This is a genomic window from Acinetobacter pittii ATCC 19004 = CIP 70.29, from assembly GCF_000369045.1.
GTDB classification, from domain to species: domain Bacteria; phylum Pseudomonadota; class Gammaproteobacteria; order Pseudomonadales; family Moraxellaceae; genus Acinetobacter; species Acinetobacter pittii.
In genome coordinates this window covers 395,064-412,777 of record NZ_KB849786.1, presented here as the reverse complement: position 1 = coordinate 412,777, position 17,714 = coordinate 395,064, and the positions used below count along the sequence as shown (strand labels likewise).

The window sequence follows — 17,714 nt, the reverse complement described above, 5'->3', positions numbered from 1 at the left end:
ATCCCTGATTATGACTTGAAACGGCGTAAAGCAATTAAACCTAATAAACCTAAAATAAAGGCCCCACCAACACTACCTCCACCTCCGGTACTGACAGATTTGTCTTCAATTCCAGATAAAGGATCCTGAACAATTCTTGTCGGGATAGTGATATATTGAAACTCTACGCCTTCATTAAATCGAGACACACTCGTAACAACCTGAATACTAAAAATATCCGCGCCATGCCAGTTCCCATTTGGCGTATAAATTACATTTCCATTTTGATCTAAAGTTATACTGCCTTTAGAAACTGGTGTGTCTGTACTTTGTTTAATTCTAAGGCATCCCGGTTGCCATTCTTTTCCATCAGCTCGCTCGCCAAACAATCGCTTACACGTAGCTGGAGTCACTAAATCTGCTTCACTTAGAGAACCAAGAATATTAAATTTTGCAACTTGGCCATATCTAATATCTTGACCTACTGAGGATATCTCAGTATCTAAAATATATTCAATCGCGCCAAGATCACATAGCTCATCATAACCGCTACGTTTTTTCCCACGTTGATCAACACTTTCACAGCTTGCTAATCCGACTGAAGTGCCGTCACTATATAAACGACCTTTATTAATAATTAAGGAGTCAGCTAAAGTATTATAACTTTCTAAAAGTCGAGGCTTAAAAAAACCTAAAAAACTATCTTTAGGAGTGTTAAAAGGACAAAATAAACCTTCTTTCGCTGTTACATCGCATACTCCCTCATCTGTACTACCTGCTATTAATTTTTCATTAGCAGGATAAAGAATATTAGGGAGCTTAGAGGTCGCATTTCTATTACATTCTGTTGTCACCAAATTACTTTGTATAATTGCTTTATCGGCACTAGTAGCCTGGCAGTTGATCGTATTTCCAACTAAAACACTATTTGAAATAGAAGCATTACCTTGGGGAGCATCTAGAAATAATCCTTTATCATTTTTAATCATCGTAATGTTATTAACAAACATCCCATCTTGAACATTTGCAATAAAACCTACTTTATTATGAAAAAAAGTACTGTTACTCAGACCGGTAGAACGCTGGCTTAAATATCCCCCTGTACTTTCATCATCAAATTTATTTGCACTGAAGAAAAGTGATCCAGCAGCAGAACTAACTTCATTGTCTCGAATCACAGACTGCGTGATCAAATACAAAGGCTGCTCACTATAAATTACTCCACCTTGTGTTGCTTTATTATTTTGAATAAGAGTATTGGTAATTGTGACGAACCCATAGGTCTGGCCACTTTTCGTGACCAATCCTCTATTATAAATTGCTCCCCCTTGAGCTGCGTATCCATCAATTAAACGAGAGTTTTGAATTTTCAATATTTCATGATTATCAATCAAACCACCAGTGACGGCTTTAAATTTTAAACCCGCACCTTGTAAATTAAGATCAGTTAGCGAAACAGAAATTGATGCTTTTTCAATACTTTCATCATCAATTTTAAATAACTGATCAGTACCAATCATTTTTATTGTAGCGTTATGCGAACCTGGTTGATCGGTATCAACTAGCGTAGAATCATTTTTAGCAGTACTAATTGTCAGAGGAGCTGTTATCTTTATTTTTTCATTAAGTGTGTACTCTTTATCTCTTTGCAAAATAATATTATTTGAGTCACCACTAGCACAGCCACGATAACCATCTTTTACAGACGCAACAACCTTAGAATCGCTTGAATTAAGTTTATTTAAAAGTTCGACAGCCTCGCGTAATGAACAGACCGTGTTATCGACGTCTTCATCAGTTGTAGTTGTGACTTGAATATCGGCAGAATAAGCGTGTCCAGCAGCAGCCAATAAAGCAAAAGCAATGCTCCGTTTGAGCATACCCATCTCCTTACATCTTTTTTCATTTTTCTTTGTCAATATTGCAAAATTTCCGCTTTTGCAATCGCATCCTTTGTGCGTACTTTGTCACAGGAAGTAGAATTTCTCAAGACATTTTGGTCGGTCTCTAGAGTCATTTTTGAGCTAGATTACAAAAAGCTTCGTAGACCTAAAAAAGTTTTTTAAATACAAAAAATTGTCGTATTAAAAAATTAAAAAAGAATTTATAAGTTATAAATATAGCTTTTCTGAAATGAAAAAAACTTATGTAGGGAAAGCCATTTTTTAAATTGTATGAGTTTAATTTAAGCAAAACAGCAAATTTAAGCTAGAAACTCTACTGTTGATACTCATCAATCAAAGCATAAATTTGTCTTAAAGTCGCATTAGAAAGTTTTGTTTTTTCACCTTTGAGTAGTTTTTCTAACTGAGCAACAGTTTGCAGTAAAAGAGATGCTTGGTGAGGACCATGTAATAATAAGTAATCAACAATTTGTTGGTCAAAGTGAATACCCCGTCTAGCCATTACAGATGTCACCAAGGCATAGCGGTCTGCATATAGACTTCCACTTGGCACTTTTACACTAACGGCTTGTGTAAGTCGTGATTGTAGGTCTGGTAATTCCAGCTTTAATTCAATCGGTGCTACACGCGACGAAAACACCAGTTGTCCTTCGTGATTATTCATTAAATGAAAAACAGCTTTCTGCCAGTGAGGCACACCACTAATCGATTCAATATCATCCAAAGCAACAAGATCATAATGTTCTAAAGAGGTAATTGCCTCAATAGGTGCATCAAGCAGTTCGAGCAAAGATACTTTAATAGCAGATTTGCCTATTTCTAAATAAGAATCACAAATTGCAGAAAGTAAATGACTCTTCCCCGTCCCCGCTCCACCGTAAATATAGAACCTACTCACCAGACCAGCATGTAGTTGACGCACGGCATCGACTACATGCCCCCAACCCGGTCCCGAAAAATCACTGATTCGGGCATCAAGTTGAGGTTCTATATCCAGTTGGAGTTGACGCATATATTGAATTAACCTTGAAATTATTTCTGGTTAGGAGATTTTAGTTCATCTGTATCTTGCTGTGTTTTAACTTCAAGATCAAGCTTAGTGCTTTCGGTTTGTACATGAATTTGCTCAATATCGCCATGTTGGATCACTAATGTAGATGGTGGAGCGTAAAGTGAGCTTCTTTCGTAATTCTCTCTTAAATGCTTCAACAACACTACAATAACCGCAGCAACAGGCAATGCAATTAACATTCCCAAGAAACCTGCAAGTTGTGCACCTGCCAATACTGCAAAAACAACTGCTACAGGAGATAAGCCAATTTTATCACCCAGTAGGAATGGCTGTAAGATATAGCCTTCTACCGCTTGACCAATCATAAAGACGATACCAACCAGTAATAGATGCATCCAATCCAAGCCAAACTGGAACAGGCTGGCAATAACAGCGGCAATAATACCTACGGCAAAACCTAAATAAGGAATAATACTAGCAAGCCCTGCCACCATACCAATAATCAGGCCAACTTCCAAACCGATGAGCTGTAAACCAACTGCATACACTACGCCAAGCAATAGCATGACAAGAAACTGACCTTTAACAAATGCCCCTAAAACGCTATGGCATTCACCAACGATCTGTAAAGTAGTTGCTTCATATGGACGTGGGATGAGACGGCGTAAGTTTTGTAACATACGTTCCCAATCAAGCAAGAAATAGAAAGCAATGATTGGAATTAAAACCACTGTTCCACCAATCTGAATAAAATTCAAACCAGATTGAGCCAGTTTTAATAACACTGCCTGAATGCTGTCTGCGCTATAGTTTGTTTGGACATATTCCATGACAGCTTTAGACAACTGCTCTGTGTCAATTTCCATTTGCTGGACATTAAATGTCGAAGACACCCAAGGTAAAAAGGTAGCATTAATCCAGTGAATACCTGCTGGAATACTATCTCGGGCATAAACTAATTGTTTCCAAATCAGTGGAACTAAATACCAGAGTGCAATAGTTAAGGTTACACCTATTCCGACGAATACCACGCTAATTGCTAACCAGCGAGGCAATTTCATTTTTACCAGCACATCAACAAGTGGACTGAATAAATAAGCCAGGAAAAAAGCACCGATAAAAGGAATGACTACAGGCTTGAGTAAGTACAACACCCATACCAGCAATACAATACCTGCGAGTAAAAAAATACGGCGCAGTATACGATCTTGCATAAAATCTAGCCTTTTTTGATTTAATCGTTATAAATGAAAAAATATTTTTATTAAAGATAGCATTTTCGAGCATAAATAACATAAGAGTTTCGTATATTCAGGTTATAATCTGCCGCCAATGCGGAGACTTCATTTATGAGCAACTCAACTTCTACCCCAAATACCGGTTTAAGCTACAAAGATGCGGGTGTCGACATTGAAGCGGGCGACGCACTGGTCGATCGTATCAAGTCAGTCGCTAAACGTACAAGTCGTCCTGAAGTAATGGGCGGGCTTGGTGGCTTTGGTGCACTATGCAAAATTCCTAAAGGTTATGAAGAGCCTGTTTTAGTTTCTGGAACCGATGGTGTAGGAACTAAATTACGTTTGGCCCTTAATCTCAATCGTCATGACACAATCGGCCAAGACCTTGTGGCTATGTGTGTAAATGACCTTTTAGTTTGTGGCGCAGAACCATTATTCTTCCTTGATTATTACGCGACTGGTCACTTAAATGTTGACGTTGCTGCAAATGTTGTTACTGGTATTGGTAAAGGTTGTGAGCTTGCAGGTTGCGCACTTGTAGGTGGTGAAACCGCAGAAATGCCAGGCATGTACGAAGGCGAAGATTACGACCTTGCTGGTTTTGCAGTTGGTGTTGTTGAGCAAAGCAAAATTATTGATGGCTCTAAAGTAAAGTCTGGTGACGTACTTATTGGTGTTGCATCAAGTGGTGCTCACTCCAATGGTTACTCATTACTACGTAAAATTTTAGACGTTAAAAACGTTGATTTAACTCAAACGATTGATGGTCGCCCGCTTGCTGATGTAGCAATGGAACCAACTCGTATTTATGTAAAACCAGTTCTTGAACTCTGCAAACAAGTTGATGTTCATGCTATGGCGCACATTACTGGTGGTGGTTTACCAGGTAACTTACCTCGTGTATTGCCAAATGGTGCACAAGCAGTTATTGATGAATCTTCTTGGGAATGGCCTGAATTGTTCCAACTTCTACAACGTGAAGGCAATGTAGAACGCTTTGAAATGTACCGTACATTTAACTGTGGCGTAGGTATGGTTATTGCTGTTGATGCAAATGATGCTGAAAAAACAATTGAAGTACTTAATGCTCAAGGTGAAAAAGCTTGGAAAATTGGATATATCCAAGAAAATGCTGAGTCAGTGGAAGGTGCAGACGAAAAAATTCGTGTGATCTTTGCATGATAAAAATTGCTGTTCTAGTCTCTGGGAATGGCAGTAATTTACAGGCCTTGATAGATGCAAATCTATCAGGGCAAATTGTAGGTGTACTGTCTAATAAAGCAGATGCTTATGCCCTAGAGCGTGCTCAAAAAGCCAATATTGCTACCGCTGTTATCTCCCATAAAGACTTTCCAACGCGCGAAGTGTTTGATGAGGCAATGCATCAGCAACTCTTAGCTTGGGAAGTAGATGTAGTTATTTTAGCTGGCTTCATGCGTATCTTAACACCAACCTTTGTCAACAAATGGCAAGGGAAAATGCTGAATATACATCCCTCGCTTCTTCCAGCTTACAAAGGTGTGAATACTCATCAACGTGTTTTAAACACAGGTGATCGTTTGCATGGTTGTACCGTACACTTTGTAACTGCTGAACTGGATTCTGGTCAATCTATTGCCCAATCAGCTATATCAGTTAAAGAACATGATACTGTCGCTTCGTTAGCAGATCGAGTGCACACACTTGAGCACTTTATCTACCCACAAGTTGCAGAGTGGCTGTGTAACGGTCAACTTACATGGAAAGATGGGCAAGCCTATTTCCGTAATCAAGTTCTAAAAGACCCTATTCGTTTTGCAAGTTGGTAAAGTATTTTACTAACAAGCAAAAATAAAAAAGGACATGCTGGCATGTCCTTTTTTATAAGCTTTAAATTAATTTAATTAATGATGAATCAATTTCTTTATAGAATTTACTGTATCAATAGGATGCTCTAGAGGGAACATATGACCCCCTTCAACCACAGTAAATGGGATTCCCATTTTTCGCTTTGCCATTTGAGGAAAGCCTCTTTTTAAGAAATCACTTCCTTTACCCACAACTAAATGCACAGGCATCTTAGGTTTTGGCATAGGCAGCCACCACCAAGAAGGATTTTTACGGAAAATTGCAACTTCATCTTCACGAGAAATCGTTAAAGTTACTCCACCGCGAATCGAATCTTCTTTCAAAGCATAATCAATATAAGCCTGAAAACAATCTTCATCAAAATCTTTATAAAATCCTTTAGGACGAAGTAACTCAGCCGCCTGCTCTCTCGACTCCCAATGTTCACGGCGACGTGCAGATAAGCCCGCCGGTGTCATCGCATCAACCAATTTAGGGCGAAATAACTTTGCCATATGAAAAGCAAACGAATATCGCCCTAAAATAAGAGGCGGATCTAACATAATGACTTGAGAAAACAGTTCAGGACGTCGAAAAGATGCCATCAATGTTAAAACCGAACCAAGAGAATGGCCTAATCCGATGACTTTACGTCCTTTCGCCTGACGCACAATACTATCAATAACTTGATCAACCAAAGCAGGCCAATGGTTAGTCACAGGATAACGTTTGTCAGGACCAATGAGTGGAACATAAATTACGTCATACTCATCTTTTAATTGATCAAACAATTTTTGATACACCATAGATGGCACACCATTGGCATGCGCAAAGTGTATAACCGGTTTCATTGACATACCGTTATCCTAAAAATACAGATTTATTGTAATTTTGCGCTTTGACTAGTCTGCACTTCTTGAGCAATAGATTCACTTACTCCTTGCCCGATTTGTGCCCCCATACGACCCAAAATGGATTGTAGTGGGTTACGCTCAATTGTGTAGTCAACTTTATTATCAAGGTTTAGTTCACGCATCAAGCTCGTAATATTACCTGAACGGTCAGCAACACCTAATTGAATTGCTTGTTCACCCGTCCAGAATAAGCCAGAAAAAATAGCTGGATCATTCGATTTTAAACGCTTACCACGGCCTTCTTTCACTGCGGTAATAAAGTGAGTATGAACATTATCAAGAACAGATTGAATATGTTGCTTTTGAGCAGGATCAATCGGTTTTGTCATACTTAAAATGTCTTTATTCGTTCCGGCAGTTAAAGTGCGGTCTTCAATACCGAGCTTCTGAGCTAAACCAGTAATGCCATAGTTAGGCATGATTACACCAATTGAGCCCACTAAACTTGATGGGTTGACAATAATCTCATCCGCAGCAGAAGCGATATAGTACGCACCCGATGCCCCCATATCACCAATAACGGCATAAACTTTCTTATCAGGGTGCTGTTTTTTCAAATAACGAATTTCCTGCCAGATTTCATCAGACTGAACTGGAGAACCGCCAGGTGAGTTAATGTTAAGTGCAACAGCCTTACTATTTGAGGCTTCAAAAGCACGTTTAAGCGCTTTATTCGTATCTTCACTATTTACCGCTTGATTACTCGAAGCATCAATTGTTCCAATAATATCCACCACTGCCAAATGAGCACTACTGCTACTTACAGCAGAGCCTTCTTTGCTGGTTGAACAGCCTTTGCCCATGAGTACAATAATGAATAATAGATAAATAAAAGTTAATGTTTTAAAGAAGATACCCCAACGACGACTACGGCGTTGCTCTTCTACTGAAGCAAGTACAGCCTTCTCAAGAATTTGCCATTCTGGTCCATTTTGTTTAGGGATTATAGGTTCATTTTGTGGTTTTGGTGGCCAATCGGACATAAAATTCCAATCCAAATCAATCTAAAATGATGTCATTATATACGTTGATTTGATAAAAACTGTCTAAATTATATGATTTCATTTATAATATTTTTATCTTTTTTTACTTGTTGCCTCCTTTTTACCGCGATAGATGACCAAACTAGATGTAAAAAGCATGAACTATTACTTACTCAAAACTTTTAGCCGTCAACCCATTCAATTTGGACGTTTTATTGCCCGTATGTTGGCAGGGTTAGTCAATACTTTAAAAATTACTAGAACATCAAAAAGTATAGAACTTAACTTACAAATTGCACTTCCCCACTTAACACCACAGCAACGAATAGATATTACACAACAAGCTATTCGTAACGAGTTAACCTCATACTTCGAGTTTTTAAGTATTTGGGGCTCATCAAATAGTAAGAATATTTCAAGAATTCACCATATTGAGGGTGAACATTACTTTCATGAAGCACTGGCAGCAAAAAAAGGTGTGGTATTGATTGTTCCACATTTTGGTACATGGGAAATCATGAATGCTTGGTGTGCCCAGTTCACTTCCATGACTATTTTATACAAGCCTGTAAAAAATGAAGATGCAGACCGTTTTGTTCGAGAAGCACGTAGTCGTGAACAAGCCAACTTGGTACCTACCGATGAGACTGGTGTTCGACAAATTTTTAAAGCACTAAAACAAGGCGAAACCACTGTAATTTTACCCGACCATACACCTAATGTTGGTGGGGATATGATCAATTATTTTGGTGTACCACTTGCCTCAAGTAATTTAAGTGCCAAGCTCATCCAAAAAACAAAAGCCAAAGCATTATTTCTTTATGCGATTCGTAATGAACACGACGGTTTTACAATGCATATTGAGCCTATGGATGAGAAAATTTACGAAGGTAGTGCCGATGATGGAACCTTTGTTATTCATCAAGCCATTGAGCAACTGATCCAACATTATCCAGAACACTATCACTGGAGTTATAAACGTTTTAAAGCAAATCCAGCTTTAGATAATATTTACAATATTGATCCAAATGAAGCACTTCAAATTGTAGATAGACTTAAAGCAGAAGCTTCACAAATTCCTGTGAAGCCAAGTACGCTCGAAACGTCGAGTGTATAAAACCATCTCTTGATTGCGAGATACAAAGCTTAATGTTCCTTGCTCAACTGTGCTTTTAAACGGAATATTAAGTTCTTGTACTCTCGCTAAAACCTCTTTGCTTGGATGACCATAACGATTATTAAAGCCAGCAGAAGCAACAACAAGCTTGGGGTTTAACGTCGCCAAGAAGTCGTAAGCCGAACTATGTTTACTTCCATGATGACCTAATACCAAAACATCTACCTTTAAATCAGGATACTCTTTCATGAGTTGATATTCTGCTTCCAACCCTGCATCGCCCATGATTAAATAATTTTGATAGCCATTTATCTGTTTTAAATGAATATAAATCACACAAGAATATTGATTTTGATTTGAAGAAACTAAGTTTAAATCTTTTTCTTTAGGCCAAAGAATTTCAATATCTAATTGTGGATATTGAAATTTTTGCCCTTGATGACAATAAGTAAATGGTTCTCTAATTTGCTCTTTCCATAATTCATTTGATATGACTTGTTTAATAGGAAAAGTCTGAGCAATAGAAGGAAATGCTCCGCTATGATCTTGATCAAGATGAGATAGTACGACGTGATCCAGTTGCTTAATTCCCTTTTGACGTAAATATGGAATTACCACATTTTGACCAATACTAAAAGCCTTCTCATCATAAGAACCACCCGTATCAATTAACCATGTCTGCTCTGGATGTTGTAGAAAAATCGCTTGTCCTTGGCCTACGTCTATAATATTTAATTGAACTTGCTGGGACGACTTATCTGGAATGATCAAGGGTAAACAGCATATTAGCCCCCAAGATTTGGGTAAAACCCCACGCGGTAAAAATAAGATAATAATAACGAAGCTAAGGCACACTAAATCAAGTGGTGTGAGGCTAAAACCTTGTAATGGTAGAGATAACTTTTCTAAAAGATTAAAACATGACAGTACTATACTAACCAGGACATCACTAATTTGAAAAAGTAAATTTCCGAATGAGTTAAAAATAAGCCATACACAAGCTGCAAAAATATTTAAAGGAACAATCACTCCTCCGAGTAAAGGAACTGCAATAATATTTGTAAAAGGAGCAACCCATGAAATCTGTTGAAAGAAAATCAACATTAGAGGACATAAGGCAATAAATATTTTGCCTTGAGATTCAATTAAAATTTTACTGAAAAGAATGATTCTAGATAACAGACTAGTTGAAACAACATTTGGAGCCTGCTCTATAGTTTGATAAATCCGTAATAAAATAAAGCAAGAACCATAAGACAGCCAAAAACCTGCGGATAAAACACTGAAGGGATCGAAAAGTAAAAGTAGACTTGCACTATAAACCAAGAGTGAAAATGGTTTAACAGGCACTTTAATCAATACCAAAGAAGCAAATAAAAATACTGAGAGTAAAGTTCTTAAGGCAGGAATTTCAAAACCAACAAATGCCGTATAAATCAAAACACCGAAACATAATGGAATCATGGTCCAAATTTGTTTAGGTTGACGCAAATAAAGCTGCGGATAATAACGTCTTATTAATTGATGTAATACCCAAGACAACATGATAGCAAAAATGAGTACATGAGGCCCTGAAATGGCTAACAGATGAGAGACTCCTAATTCTTTAAATTGATTTTTAATCTCATCATTTAAGAGACTTTCGTCCCCTGTTAACAAAGCTAATAACAGACCTTTATTTTGCAAAGGAGATTGTTTTAACATTAATCTAAATGTTAGGCGCAACTTTTCTACATTTAACTTTTGTCTGTTAAAGAATTTTTGTTGCTCTTTTAAATGATGTTGATAACCCAACTGATAAATTTCATCGGAGCTTAAAGGCTCAATATGCTGAACACTAAAAGCGGACATTATATTTCGTTGAATGAACCATTGTTCTTGGTCAAAAACACCAGCCACTGCGTAACTATGAGCAGGTTTGGTTTTGCCAGAAATTCGATAATAATGACCTAATTGTAATTTTGGCTCATCTATAGCTGAGATTACTTTTTGATTTTTTAAATATAATAGCCAATTGACGGGATGTAGGGACTGCCCTAGTACCTGAACGGGTTGTTGTGTTTTATCTTCTTTTTCTTCACTTATACGATCGACATACACGATAATATCTAAAGATTTAAGCTGCATTTGTCGCAGTTCTAATCTTTCATTTAAGGCATGCTGAGCATATTGATATCCTATAGTAAAAAGACTAATAGCACAGACTAGACAGTAAATAGCTTTTAATATGGGGCGATTTAAGAATAAATTTCTCTTAAAAATATAAAGAATAAAGCCGATAACAAGCAAGACTTTACCTAACCACCCATATTGCATTATTAAAGGGATATCTATCCCCATAAATACAATACCCCCAATCCACCCCATTAAAATAAGTTTTAACATTCAAGTCATATCGTTATCTTTTTAGGGGCAAAATTAAAGCCCAACTCAGTGGGCTTTAACAATGTGATTTAATGACAATTTTTAAGAACCACTCACCCATAGTCCATCTTGCATATGCAAAATAGAATCAGCAGCCTGAGCTAAATGCTCATCATGGGTCACAATTAACATCGCCATGTTGAGTTCTTTCTTCAGATCGGTCAGTAACTCAAAAATACCTAGAGCTGTTTTACGGTCTAAATTACCTGTAGGTTCATCAGCCAGAACAACCGCAGGTTTAGTGACTAAAGCACGCGCTAAAGCCACACGTTGGCGCTCACCACCCGAAAGCTCCCCTGGCTTATGATCCATACGATGAGATAACCCAACTCGATCAAGTAAATATTCAGCTTGCGCTTTTACAGATTTAAATTGGCTATCTGCACGAAGCATTAAAGGCATCGCGACATTTTCAAGCGCAGAAAACTCAGGTAATAAATGATGAAATTGATAAACAAAACCGAGGTATTGGTTGCGCTGAAAACCACGTTCAGCTTCACCTAAATTATCAAAACGCTGACCATTTAAAAATACTTGCCCTTGAGTTGGCTGCTCTAAACCACCTAGTACATGAAGCAAAGTACTTTTACCAGAACCACTCGCACCAACAATCGAAACAAACTGCCCTGCTTCAACTTGTAAAGAAAGACCTTTAATGACTTCAACTTTAGATTTACCGTCATCAAAATGTTTATATATTTCTTTCGCTTCTAAAACAATTTTACTCATAGCGCAGAGCCTCGGCAGGTTGAACTTTGGCAGCACGAAGCGCCGGATAAATAGTCGCCAAGAAGCTTAAAAGTAAAGAAACAATCACGATAATCGTCACATCTTGCCATCTCAAATAAGAAGGAAGGTAATGTACAAAGTAAGCATCAAATAGATTTAAGCCCAACACATTGTTAAACCATGAAATGATATCGCTAATGGTTAAAGCTAAAATTACACCTAAAACCGTACCTGCAACTGTACCAATCACCCCAATCACGGTACCTTGAACCATAAATATTTTAGTGATCATCGACGGCGAAGCACCTAATGTACGCAAAATTGCGATATCAGATTTTTTATCAGTCACCACCATGACCAATGATGAAACAATATTAAATGCTGCAACCACAATAATAAGGACAAGCAATAAACCGACTAGAGTTTTTTCCATTTGAATGGCATTAAATAAATTACCATGCGTATAGGTCCAGTTCGTAGCATAGAAATTGTTTGGTAAACTTTTTACTAAGTCGTCAGCAACTTGTGGCGCTGCAAAAATATCATCTAGTTTTAAACGGACACCTTGGGCACCATCTGGTAAGCGTAATAAGGTTGAAGCATCGTATAGGGCGATATAACCCACCATAGAGTCGACTTCAGCGCCTACACTAAAAATACCAACCACTTTAAAACGCTTGAAACGAGGTACAACACCTGCTGGAGATGGCGTTGCTTCTGGTAAAACCAATGTCACGCTGTCATTTAGACGTAAGCCCAATGAATCAGCCATATCTTTACCAAGCACAATACCAAATTCACCCTTTTTAAGTGAATCTAAACTCCCGGCAACAATATGATTTTGAATAATAGAGACATTCTTTTCATATTTTGGGTCAATACCCGTCACCATAATACCAGCGACTTGCCCTTGCGCAGTTAACATACCTTGCAATTGTGTAAAAGGTGCAACCCCTGTTACATGTGGATGATGTTCAACTCGCTTCACGAGTTCAGGCCAATCCGTGAGGATTTGTGTAGATGAAACTGTTGCTTGCGGCACCATTCCTAACACACGGTTTTTCAATTCGCGATCGAAACCGTTCATGACAGAAAGTACTGTAATCAGCACAGCGACACCTAGTGTCAAACCGACCATCGAAACCAATGCAATAAAAGAAATAAAATGATTACTACGTCTTGCGCGAGTATATCTCAACCCTATATACAGTGAGATTGGTTTAAACATACCTTCTAAATCCAAGGTCATTGATGGAAAATATAAGATGTTGATGGCAAATTGCACCCACATCTACTATTTGGCCATACCGTTAGATGCTGTATTAAGGTTTAAAAATCAGTAAGTTCTGACTTATCCTTAATAATCCTAATATTATATTGCTGCGCTATTTTCTACTAGTTAAGTTGGGAGATCAATTTGATCGTGCATTTCGCTACGAATTAGAACAATTTAATGAATAAGCTCAACAAATTACCCAAATCTTCTCCTATTTAGACTTCATATGTTGAGCAAAATTCCGGTTTGCCTGAATGTCTTTATAGAAATATAAAAAGAGTCCAGACAAGATAATGAAAGCGCCTACAAAAACCATAATTGAAAGTTGTTCATGGTTTAAAGCAGCCCCAATCATCATCGCTAACATAGGTGTAATAACCGTTGTTAAAGATAAAGTTGTTGCCTGAATATTTTGTATAAGTTTGAAATAACAGAACATGGCAACGAGTGATGCCATAAGTACCGTATAAATTAAGGCAAATAAAGATTTGGCTTCTGGCAAATGTGTTGGTGCATATTGCCAAATAAATGGAATAAAACAACTAGCAAAAATAGAAGACACTAAAATAGAGCCTGTTGCCTGAGCCATCGGCTGGATCTGTGCATTAACTTTCTTGACCCAGAAAATTGAAAATGAATAAACAAATACACTGATCAGCATAAGAACAATACCAAACGGGTGTACATGCTGATTCGCACCGCTCAGACAAATAATAGCTAACCCACAGACCGCAATTGCCATACCCAACCATTGCAGCTTATAAAGTTGTTGGCCAAAAGCAAACCGACCAATAAGCCCCGCCATAATCGGTGCTAAGCCAAACATAAGCGCAATCATGCCTGAACTTAAATATTGGGTCGCGGCATAAGTGAAAATTTGAGAACCAATTAAGCTAAAAGATCCGGCAATGTAGCTATGAACTGCTTGTCGATGCGTTGGAAAAGGTGTTCTCAAAATTAGTAATATGATGACAGCCAAAGGCAATGCAATAAAAAAGCGTAATAACAATGCCCACATCAGATGTAGATCAGACACACTCCAGACAATTGCCAACGGAGTTGTTGCCCAGATAAACACTAACAAGGCATAGGTTAGAGCCAAATTGGTTTGCGATGGCATGCGATGCTCACTTAGCTGTTTTACGTTTTTGCTTTAAAATCGTTTGATCTAATGAACTTGAAAATTCACGTTTATCTCGTTCGGAAATAGGAGGCGGTCCACCAGTTTGCACACCTGCACCACGGAGCGTATCCATGAAATCACGTAGATGTAAACGCGCTTTAACATTCGCCGTTGTATAGACTTCACCACGGGGATGAATAGCAACTCCACCTTTCTCGATCACCTGAGCTGCCAGTGGAATATCCTGCGTAATGACAATGTCATTTTCAACCATACGATCAACTATTTCTTTATCTGCCTGATCGGCACCACTTAAAACCTGTATTGATTTAATACGAACAGAAGGCGTAATCCCAACATTTTGATTGGCTACAAAAATGACTTCTAATTGATAACGATCTGATGCACGTAAAATCACTTCACGTAAAATTTTCGGTAAGGCGTCTGCGTCTACCCATAGCTTAAATGGCAGCACGTTATTCTCTATTTCCACTAAAAATATTAGTCTAACAGATGCTTTTCTAAGGTGAGTAAAAATAACGATTAAACTGATTTTTAATTTCAACATTTAAATTTTTTATAAGTTAAACGTACTTTTAACTTATAAATAGAAACGTTGCTTCCCATTAAATGACTAAATACGCGCTTTTACAAGAGAATTTACATATGGTGACTTGAAAAATAGCAAACACCCTCGATTTAATATAACAAGTAATGTGAACCCAACAGCATCGTGCTTATGAAAAATCAAAACAGTCCAGAAGTTATTAAAGTAAATGACCAAAATTTTGGTAGTCATGGAGAACATTGGAATCTATTGACCTCCCATCCCGAAACAGATGTACCAAAATGGTTAGGACTGGCACTTGATGCACCTGTAATGCCAATGGGTTTGTGTGAACATGAAGAAGACATGGATCAATCTTTTTGGCTCATTCAAGGTCCACAAGACCAAAAAGTTACCATCAATCAAATTATTGCTGTTGAAAATCAAAAACCTCGCGCGCTTAAAACAGCCTTCCCAAGTTTTGAAAGTCCATATCAATATAATGCGAAAATTGAACGCATCATTACTTGCGACTCTGCTACACAAGCCGTGTTAAGTTTAAGATTAAATAAAAATACAACTGTTTATGCATTTGATAATTTATTTAGTGTTAACTACTGTCAATATGATAAAAATCAAAACTATCAAGTCCAATTTAATGCATGGGCTTATGAATTAGAACCTGTTCCAGCAGGTGAAAAAATCATTGTTGATGACCCCGCTTCTATTAAACATCACCGTGCATTAAATGCAATTTTAACTGAACATAATGGTGTTGCTCCTGAAAACTTACAGGAACTCATTAATGAATGGCAACCAAAAACTCCAGAAGATCAAGAACCTGTAACCGTTGATTTTTCTAAAATGGTCGCTTATTTATATGGCGAAAATCTTGGTCAAGAAGATGAAGCATGGTTCCAAGGTAATATTGTTGGTAAAACTTCTATGACATTTATGGGGGCAGAATATACCCTTTATGATGTCACTTTGGTTTTAGAAGATGATCTTCCTGCCATATTAGTGCGCATTGCGACCAAAAACGATTTGTATAAAAACTTTAATATTGGTGAATATATTCGCGGTAATATCTGGATTCAGGCGACTATTTGTGCTAAAAAGGGTGAAACTAATTGAATTTCACTAATATTTTAATAATTAGGTTATTGAATGAAGATTATACCCGAACAAACTACCAGCCTCATTCAATCCAGTAGCCTGCGCGTAAAGGTCGATACTGGTGCGTTTTGCTTTTTTGTCTTGGGTATGTTCTTAGCTGCCCTATTCATGCACCAGTTTGGTTTAGTGCCTTTTTAATTTATAACTTATTCAATAAATAAAGCCCTCATTTGAGGGCTTTATTTATTTGATTTGCTTAACCATTACGCTTTGCAAAATCATCCATAAAGTTGATTAAAGCCTGTACGCCTTCTAATGGTACGGCATTATAAATACTTGCACGCATACCGCCGACAGAACGGTGGCCAGCTAAATTTAACAAGTGATTAGCTTCCGCTTCTTTTAAGAATTGCTTTTCTAAAGCTTCGTCTGCCAAGGTAAACGGTACATTCATAATTGAACGGTTTGGAATTGCGATCGGGTTATTGTAGAAATCACTTGAGTCGATATAACCATATAACAACTGAGCTTTTTCAAGGTTCACTTTATGAATAGCCTCTACCCCACCCTGCTCTAGCAACCATTCAAATACCAAACCAGACAAGTACCAAGCGTAAGTCGATGGTGTATTTACCATAGAACCATTTTTGGCTTGGTCACCATATTTTAAAATACTTGGAATTTCTGGTTTAGCTTGATCAAGTAAGTCATCACGAATAATGACAATTGTTAAACCAGCAGGACCAATATTTTTTTGTGCGCCAGCATAGATTAAACCAAACTTGGTGACATCTAATGGAGCAGATAAAATACTTGATGAATAGTCACAAACAAGTGGCGCTTTTACCTCAGGAATTCCTGCGAACTGTAAGCCGCCAATCGTTTCATTATCCGCATAATGTACATATGCTGCATCATCAGATAAGTTCCATTCGCTTTGTTCAGAAATTGCGAACTTGCCATCTACTTTAATGCCAGCTTCTACAACATTAATATCGCCATAACGTTTTGCTTCTTTTAACGCTTTTTCAGACCAGATGCCGGTGTGAATATAATCGGCTTTACTGTTCTTACCTAAAAGGTTTAAAGGAATAGCAGAAAATTGTAATGACGCACCGCCTTGTAAAAACAGTACTTTATAGTTTTCTGGAATGTTCATTAACTTGCGTAAATCTGCTTCAGCTTTTTCAGCCACAGCAACATAGTCAGCACTACGGTGACTCATTTCCATGATGGATAGACCTTTACCCTGCCAATCCAACAATTCTTGTTGAGCTTTTTCTAAAACGGCAGTAGGTAATGCAGCAGGACCAGCACAGAAATTGTACGCGCGCATGATTTTTCCCTTGTATAAAGTCAAACACAATAAAAATGGCATTTAACCACAGATTGCTTAAGCTTGCAGCAGCTTCTCAAGTAAATATTTCAATGCTGTACTGTATTTAGCTTTATTTTTTCAATTATTGTTGTCGTTATTTCTTTAGTTTTAATAATCAGCTTCCTCATTTAAAAAAATTTTTAAGCA

General features: G+C 37.6%; 15 protein-coding genes and 1 pseudogene. 5 read left to right on the top strand and 11 right to left on the bottom strand.

Annotation, left to right across the window (positions count from 1 at the left end):
- Positions 1 to 8: 8 nt before the first annotated feature.
- The 3 genes from rbtA to cxpE all read right to left on the bottom strand — a co-directional run bounded on the left by rbtA (position 9) and on the right by cxpE (position 4,109).
- Positions 9 to 1,859, bottom strand: a complete 1,851-nt coding sequence (rbtA, locus tag F928_RS06145) for a rhombotarget A (protein ID WP_002118838.1) — start codon at positions 1,857 to 1,859, stop codon at positions 9 to 11.
- A 337-nt stretch (positions 1,860 to 2,196) separates the two neighbouring features.
- Complete coding sequence (gene hda / locus F928_RS06140) at positions 2,197 to 2,895, bottom strand: DnaA regulatory inactivator Hda (RefSeq protein WP_002118656.1); 699 nt, start codon at positions 2,893 to 2,895, stop codon at positions 2,197 to 2,199.
- Positions 2,896 to 2,915: 20 nt separating this feature from the next.
- Positions 2,916 to 4,109: a chloramphenicol efflux transporter CxpE gene (gene cxpE, locus F928_RS06135; RefSeq protein ID WP_002118385.1), complete on the bottom strand. Its 1,194-nt coding sequence runs from the start codon at positions 4,107 to 4,109 to the stop codon at positions 2,916 to 2,918.
- 135 nt (positions 4,110 to 4,244) lie between these two features.
- Here cxpE and purM point away from each other — a divergent pair, with 135 nt between their 5' ends.
- Positions 4,245 to 5,315: a phosphoribosylformylglycinamidine cyclo-ligase gene (gene purM / locus F928_RS06130; protein ID WP_005073084.1), complete on the top strand. Its 1,071-nt coding sequence runs from the start codon at positions 4,245 to 4,247 to the stop codon at positions 5,313 to 5,315.
- Entirely contained in the window at positions 5,312 to 5,941 is a 630-nt protein-coding gene (gene purN / locus F928_RS06125) for a phosphoribosylglycinamide formyltransferase (RefSeq protein WP_005073082.1), read from the top strand. The genes purM and purN overlap by 4 nt, the downstream gene beginning before the upstream one ends.
- Positions 5,942 to 6,016: 75 nt before the next feature.
- Here the strand turns inward: purN and F928_RS06120 are convergent, their stop codons facing one another.
- Together F928_RS06120 and sppA are read right to left on the bottom strand one after the other, a co-directional pair.
- The gene (locus F928_RS06120) at positions 6,017 to 6,817 is read right to left on the bottom strand and encodes an alpha/beta fold hydrolase (RefSeq protein ID WP_002118584.1); all 801 of its coding nucleotides are present in this window, start codon (positions 6,815 to 6,817) and stop codon (positions 6,017 to 6,019) included.
- A 23-nt stretch (positions 6,818 to 6,840) separates the two neighbouring features.
- A complete protein-coding gene (gene sppA, locus F928_RS06115) occupies positions 6,841 to 7,857 on the bottom strand; it encodes a signal peptide peptidase SppA (RefSeq protein WP_005067744.1) in 1,017 nt (338 codons plus the stop codon).
- 133 nt (positions 7,858 to 7,990) lie between these two features.
- Here sppA and F928_RS06110 point away from each other — a divergent pair, with 133 nt between their 5' ends.
- Entirely contained in the window at positions 7,991 to 8,974 is a 984-nt protein-coding gene (locus F928_RS06110; RefSeq protein WP_002118440.1) for a lysophospholipid acyltransferase family protein, read from the top strand.
- On the opposite strand, the gene comEC is transcribed toward F928_RS06110, so the two are convergent.
- The 3 genes from comEC to lolC all read right to left on the bottom strand — a co-directional run bounded on the left by comEC (position 8,927) and on the right by lolC (position 13,355).
- Positions 8,927 to 11,359 carry a DNA internalization-related competence protein ComEC/Rec2 gene (gene comEC / locus F928_RS06105; RefSeq protein WP_005073076.1) on the bottom strand — a complete coding sequence of 811 codons (2,433 nt, stop codon included), beginning with the start codon at positions 11,357 to 11,359 and terminating at the stop codon, positions 8,927 to 8,929. The genes F928_RS06110 and comEC overlap by 48 nt on opposite strands.
- Before the next feature lie 81 nt (positions 11,360 to 11,440).
- Positions 11,441 to 12,127, bottom strand: a complete 687-nt coding sequence (gene lolD / locus F928_RS06100) for a lipoprotein-releasing ABC transporter ATP-binding protein LolD (RefSeq protein WP_002118798.1) — start codon at positions 12,125 to 12,127, stop codon at positions 11,441 to 11,443.
- A complete protein-coding gene (lolC, locus tag F928_RS06095) occupies positions 12,120 to 13,355 on the bottom strand; it encodes a lipoprotein-releasing ABC transporter permease subunit (RefSeq protein ID WP_031944989.1) in 1,236 nt (411 codons plus the stop codon). The genes lolD and lolC overlap by 8 nt, the downstream gene beginning before the upstream one ends.
- 128 nt (positions 13,356 to 13,483) lie before the next feature.
- Here lolC and F928_RS22585 point away from each other — a divergent pair.
- Positions 13,484 to 13,585: pseudogene (locus tag F928_RS22585) on the top strand (PilZ domain-containing protein); the annotation flags it as partial.
- Between the two features lie 29 nt (positions 13,586 to 13,614).
- Here F928_RS22585 and F928_RS06090 read toward each other — a convergent pair.
- A complete protein-coding gene (locus tag F928_RS06090) occupies positions 13,615 to 14,523 on the bottom strand; it encodes a DMT family transporter (RefSeq protein ID WP_002118971.1) in 909 nt (302 codons plus the stop codon).
- A gap of 7 nt (positions 14,524 to 14,530) precedes the next feature.
- Positions 14,531 to 15,019, bottom strand: a complete 489-nt coding sequence (locus tag F928_RS06085; RefSeq protein ID WP_078210287.1) for a YaiI/YqxD family protein — start codon at positions 15,017 to 15,019, stop codon at positions 14,531 to 14,533.
- A 246-nt stretch (positions 15,020 to 15,265) separates the two neighbouring features.
- Between F928_RS06085 and F928_RS06080 the strand changes: the two genes are divergently transcribed.
- A complete protein-coding gene (locus F928_RS06080) occupies positions 15,266 to 16,207 on the top strand; it encodes a hypothetical protein (RefSeq protein WP_002118998.1) in 942 nt (313 codons plus the stop codon).
- A 238-nt stretch (positions 16,208 to 16,445) separates the two neighbouring features.
- On the opposite strand, the gene serC is transcribed toward F928_RS06080, so the two are convergent.
- Positions 16,446 to 17,525: a 3-phosphoserine/phosphohydroxythreonine transaminase gene (gene serC, locus F928_RS06075; RefSeq protein ID WP_002118825.1), complete on the bottom strand. Its 1,080-nt coding sequence runs from the start codon at positions 17,523 to 17,525 to the stop codon at positions 16,446 to 16,448.
- Positions 17,526 to 17,714 lie beyond the last annotated feature (189 nt).

Excerpts from the sequence above, each read along its gene's own strand:
- rbtA (WP_002118838.1), bottom strand. The coding sequence starts at position 1,859 with ATGCTCAAACGGAGCATTGCTTTTGCTTTATTGGCTGCTGCTGGACAC.
- hda (WP_002118656.1), bottom strand. The coding sequence starts at position 2,895 with ATGCGTCAACTCCAACTGGATATAGAACCTCAACTTGATGCCCGAATC.
- cxpE (WP_002118385.1), bottom strand. The coding sequence starts at position 4,109 with ATGCAAGATCGTATACTGCGCCGTATTTTTTTACTCGCAGGTATTGTA.
- purM (WP_005073084.1), top strand. The coding sequence starts at position 4,245 with ATGAGCAACTCAACTTCTACCCCAAATACCGGTTTAAGCTACAAAGAT.
- purN (WP_005073082.1), top strand. The coding sequence starts at position 5,312 with ATGATAAAAATTGCTGTTCTAGTCTCTGGGAATGGCAGTAATTTACAG.
- F928_RS06120 (WP_002118584.1), bottom strand. The coding sequence starts at position 6,817 with ATGTCAATGAAACCGGTTATACACTTTGCGCATGCCAATGGTGTGCCA.
- sppA (WP_005067744.1), bottom strand. The coding sequence starts at position 7,857 with ATGTCCGATTGGCCACCAAAACCACAAAATGAACCTATAATCCCTAAA.
- F928_RS06110 (WP_002118440.1), top strand. The coding sequence starts at position 7,991 with ATGACCAAACTAGATGTAAAAAGCATGAACTATTACTTACTCAAAACT.
- comEC (WP_005073076.1), bottom strand. The coding sequence starts at position 11,359 with ATGTTAAAACTTATTTTAATGGGGTGGATTGGGGGTATTGTATTTATG.
- lolD (WP_002118798.1), bottom strand. The coding sequence starts at position 12,127 with ATGAGTAAAATTGTTTTAGAAGCGAAAGAAATATATAAACATTTTGAT.
- lolC (WP_031944989.1), bottom strand. The coding sequence starts at position 13,355 with ATGTTTAAACCAATCTCACTGTATATAGGGTTGAGATATACTCGCGCA.
- F928_RS06090 (WP_002118971.1), bottom strand. The coding sequence starts at position 14,523 with ATGCCATCGCAAACCAATTTGGCTCTAACCTATGCCTTGTTAGTGTTT.
- F928_RS06080 (WP_002118998.1), top strand. The coding sequence starts at position 15,266 with ATGAAAAATCAAAACAGTCCAGAAGTTATTAAAGTAAATGACCAAAAT.
- serC (WP_002118825.1), bottom strand. The coding sequence starts at position 17,525 with ATGCGCGCGTACAATTTCTGTGCTGGTCCTGCTGCATTACCTACTGCC.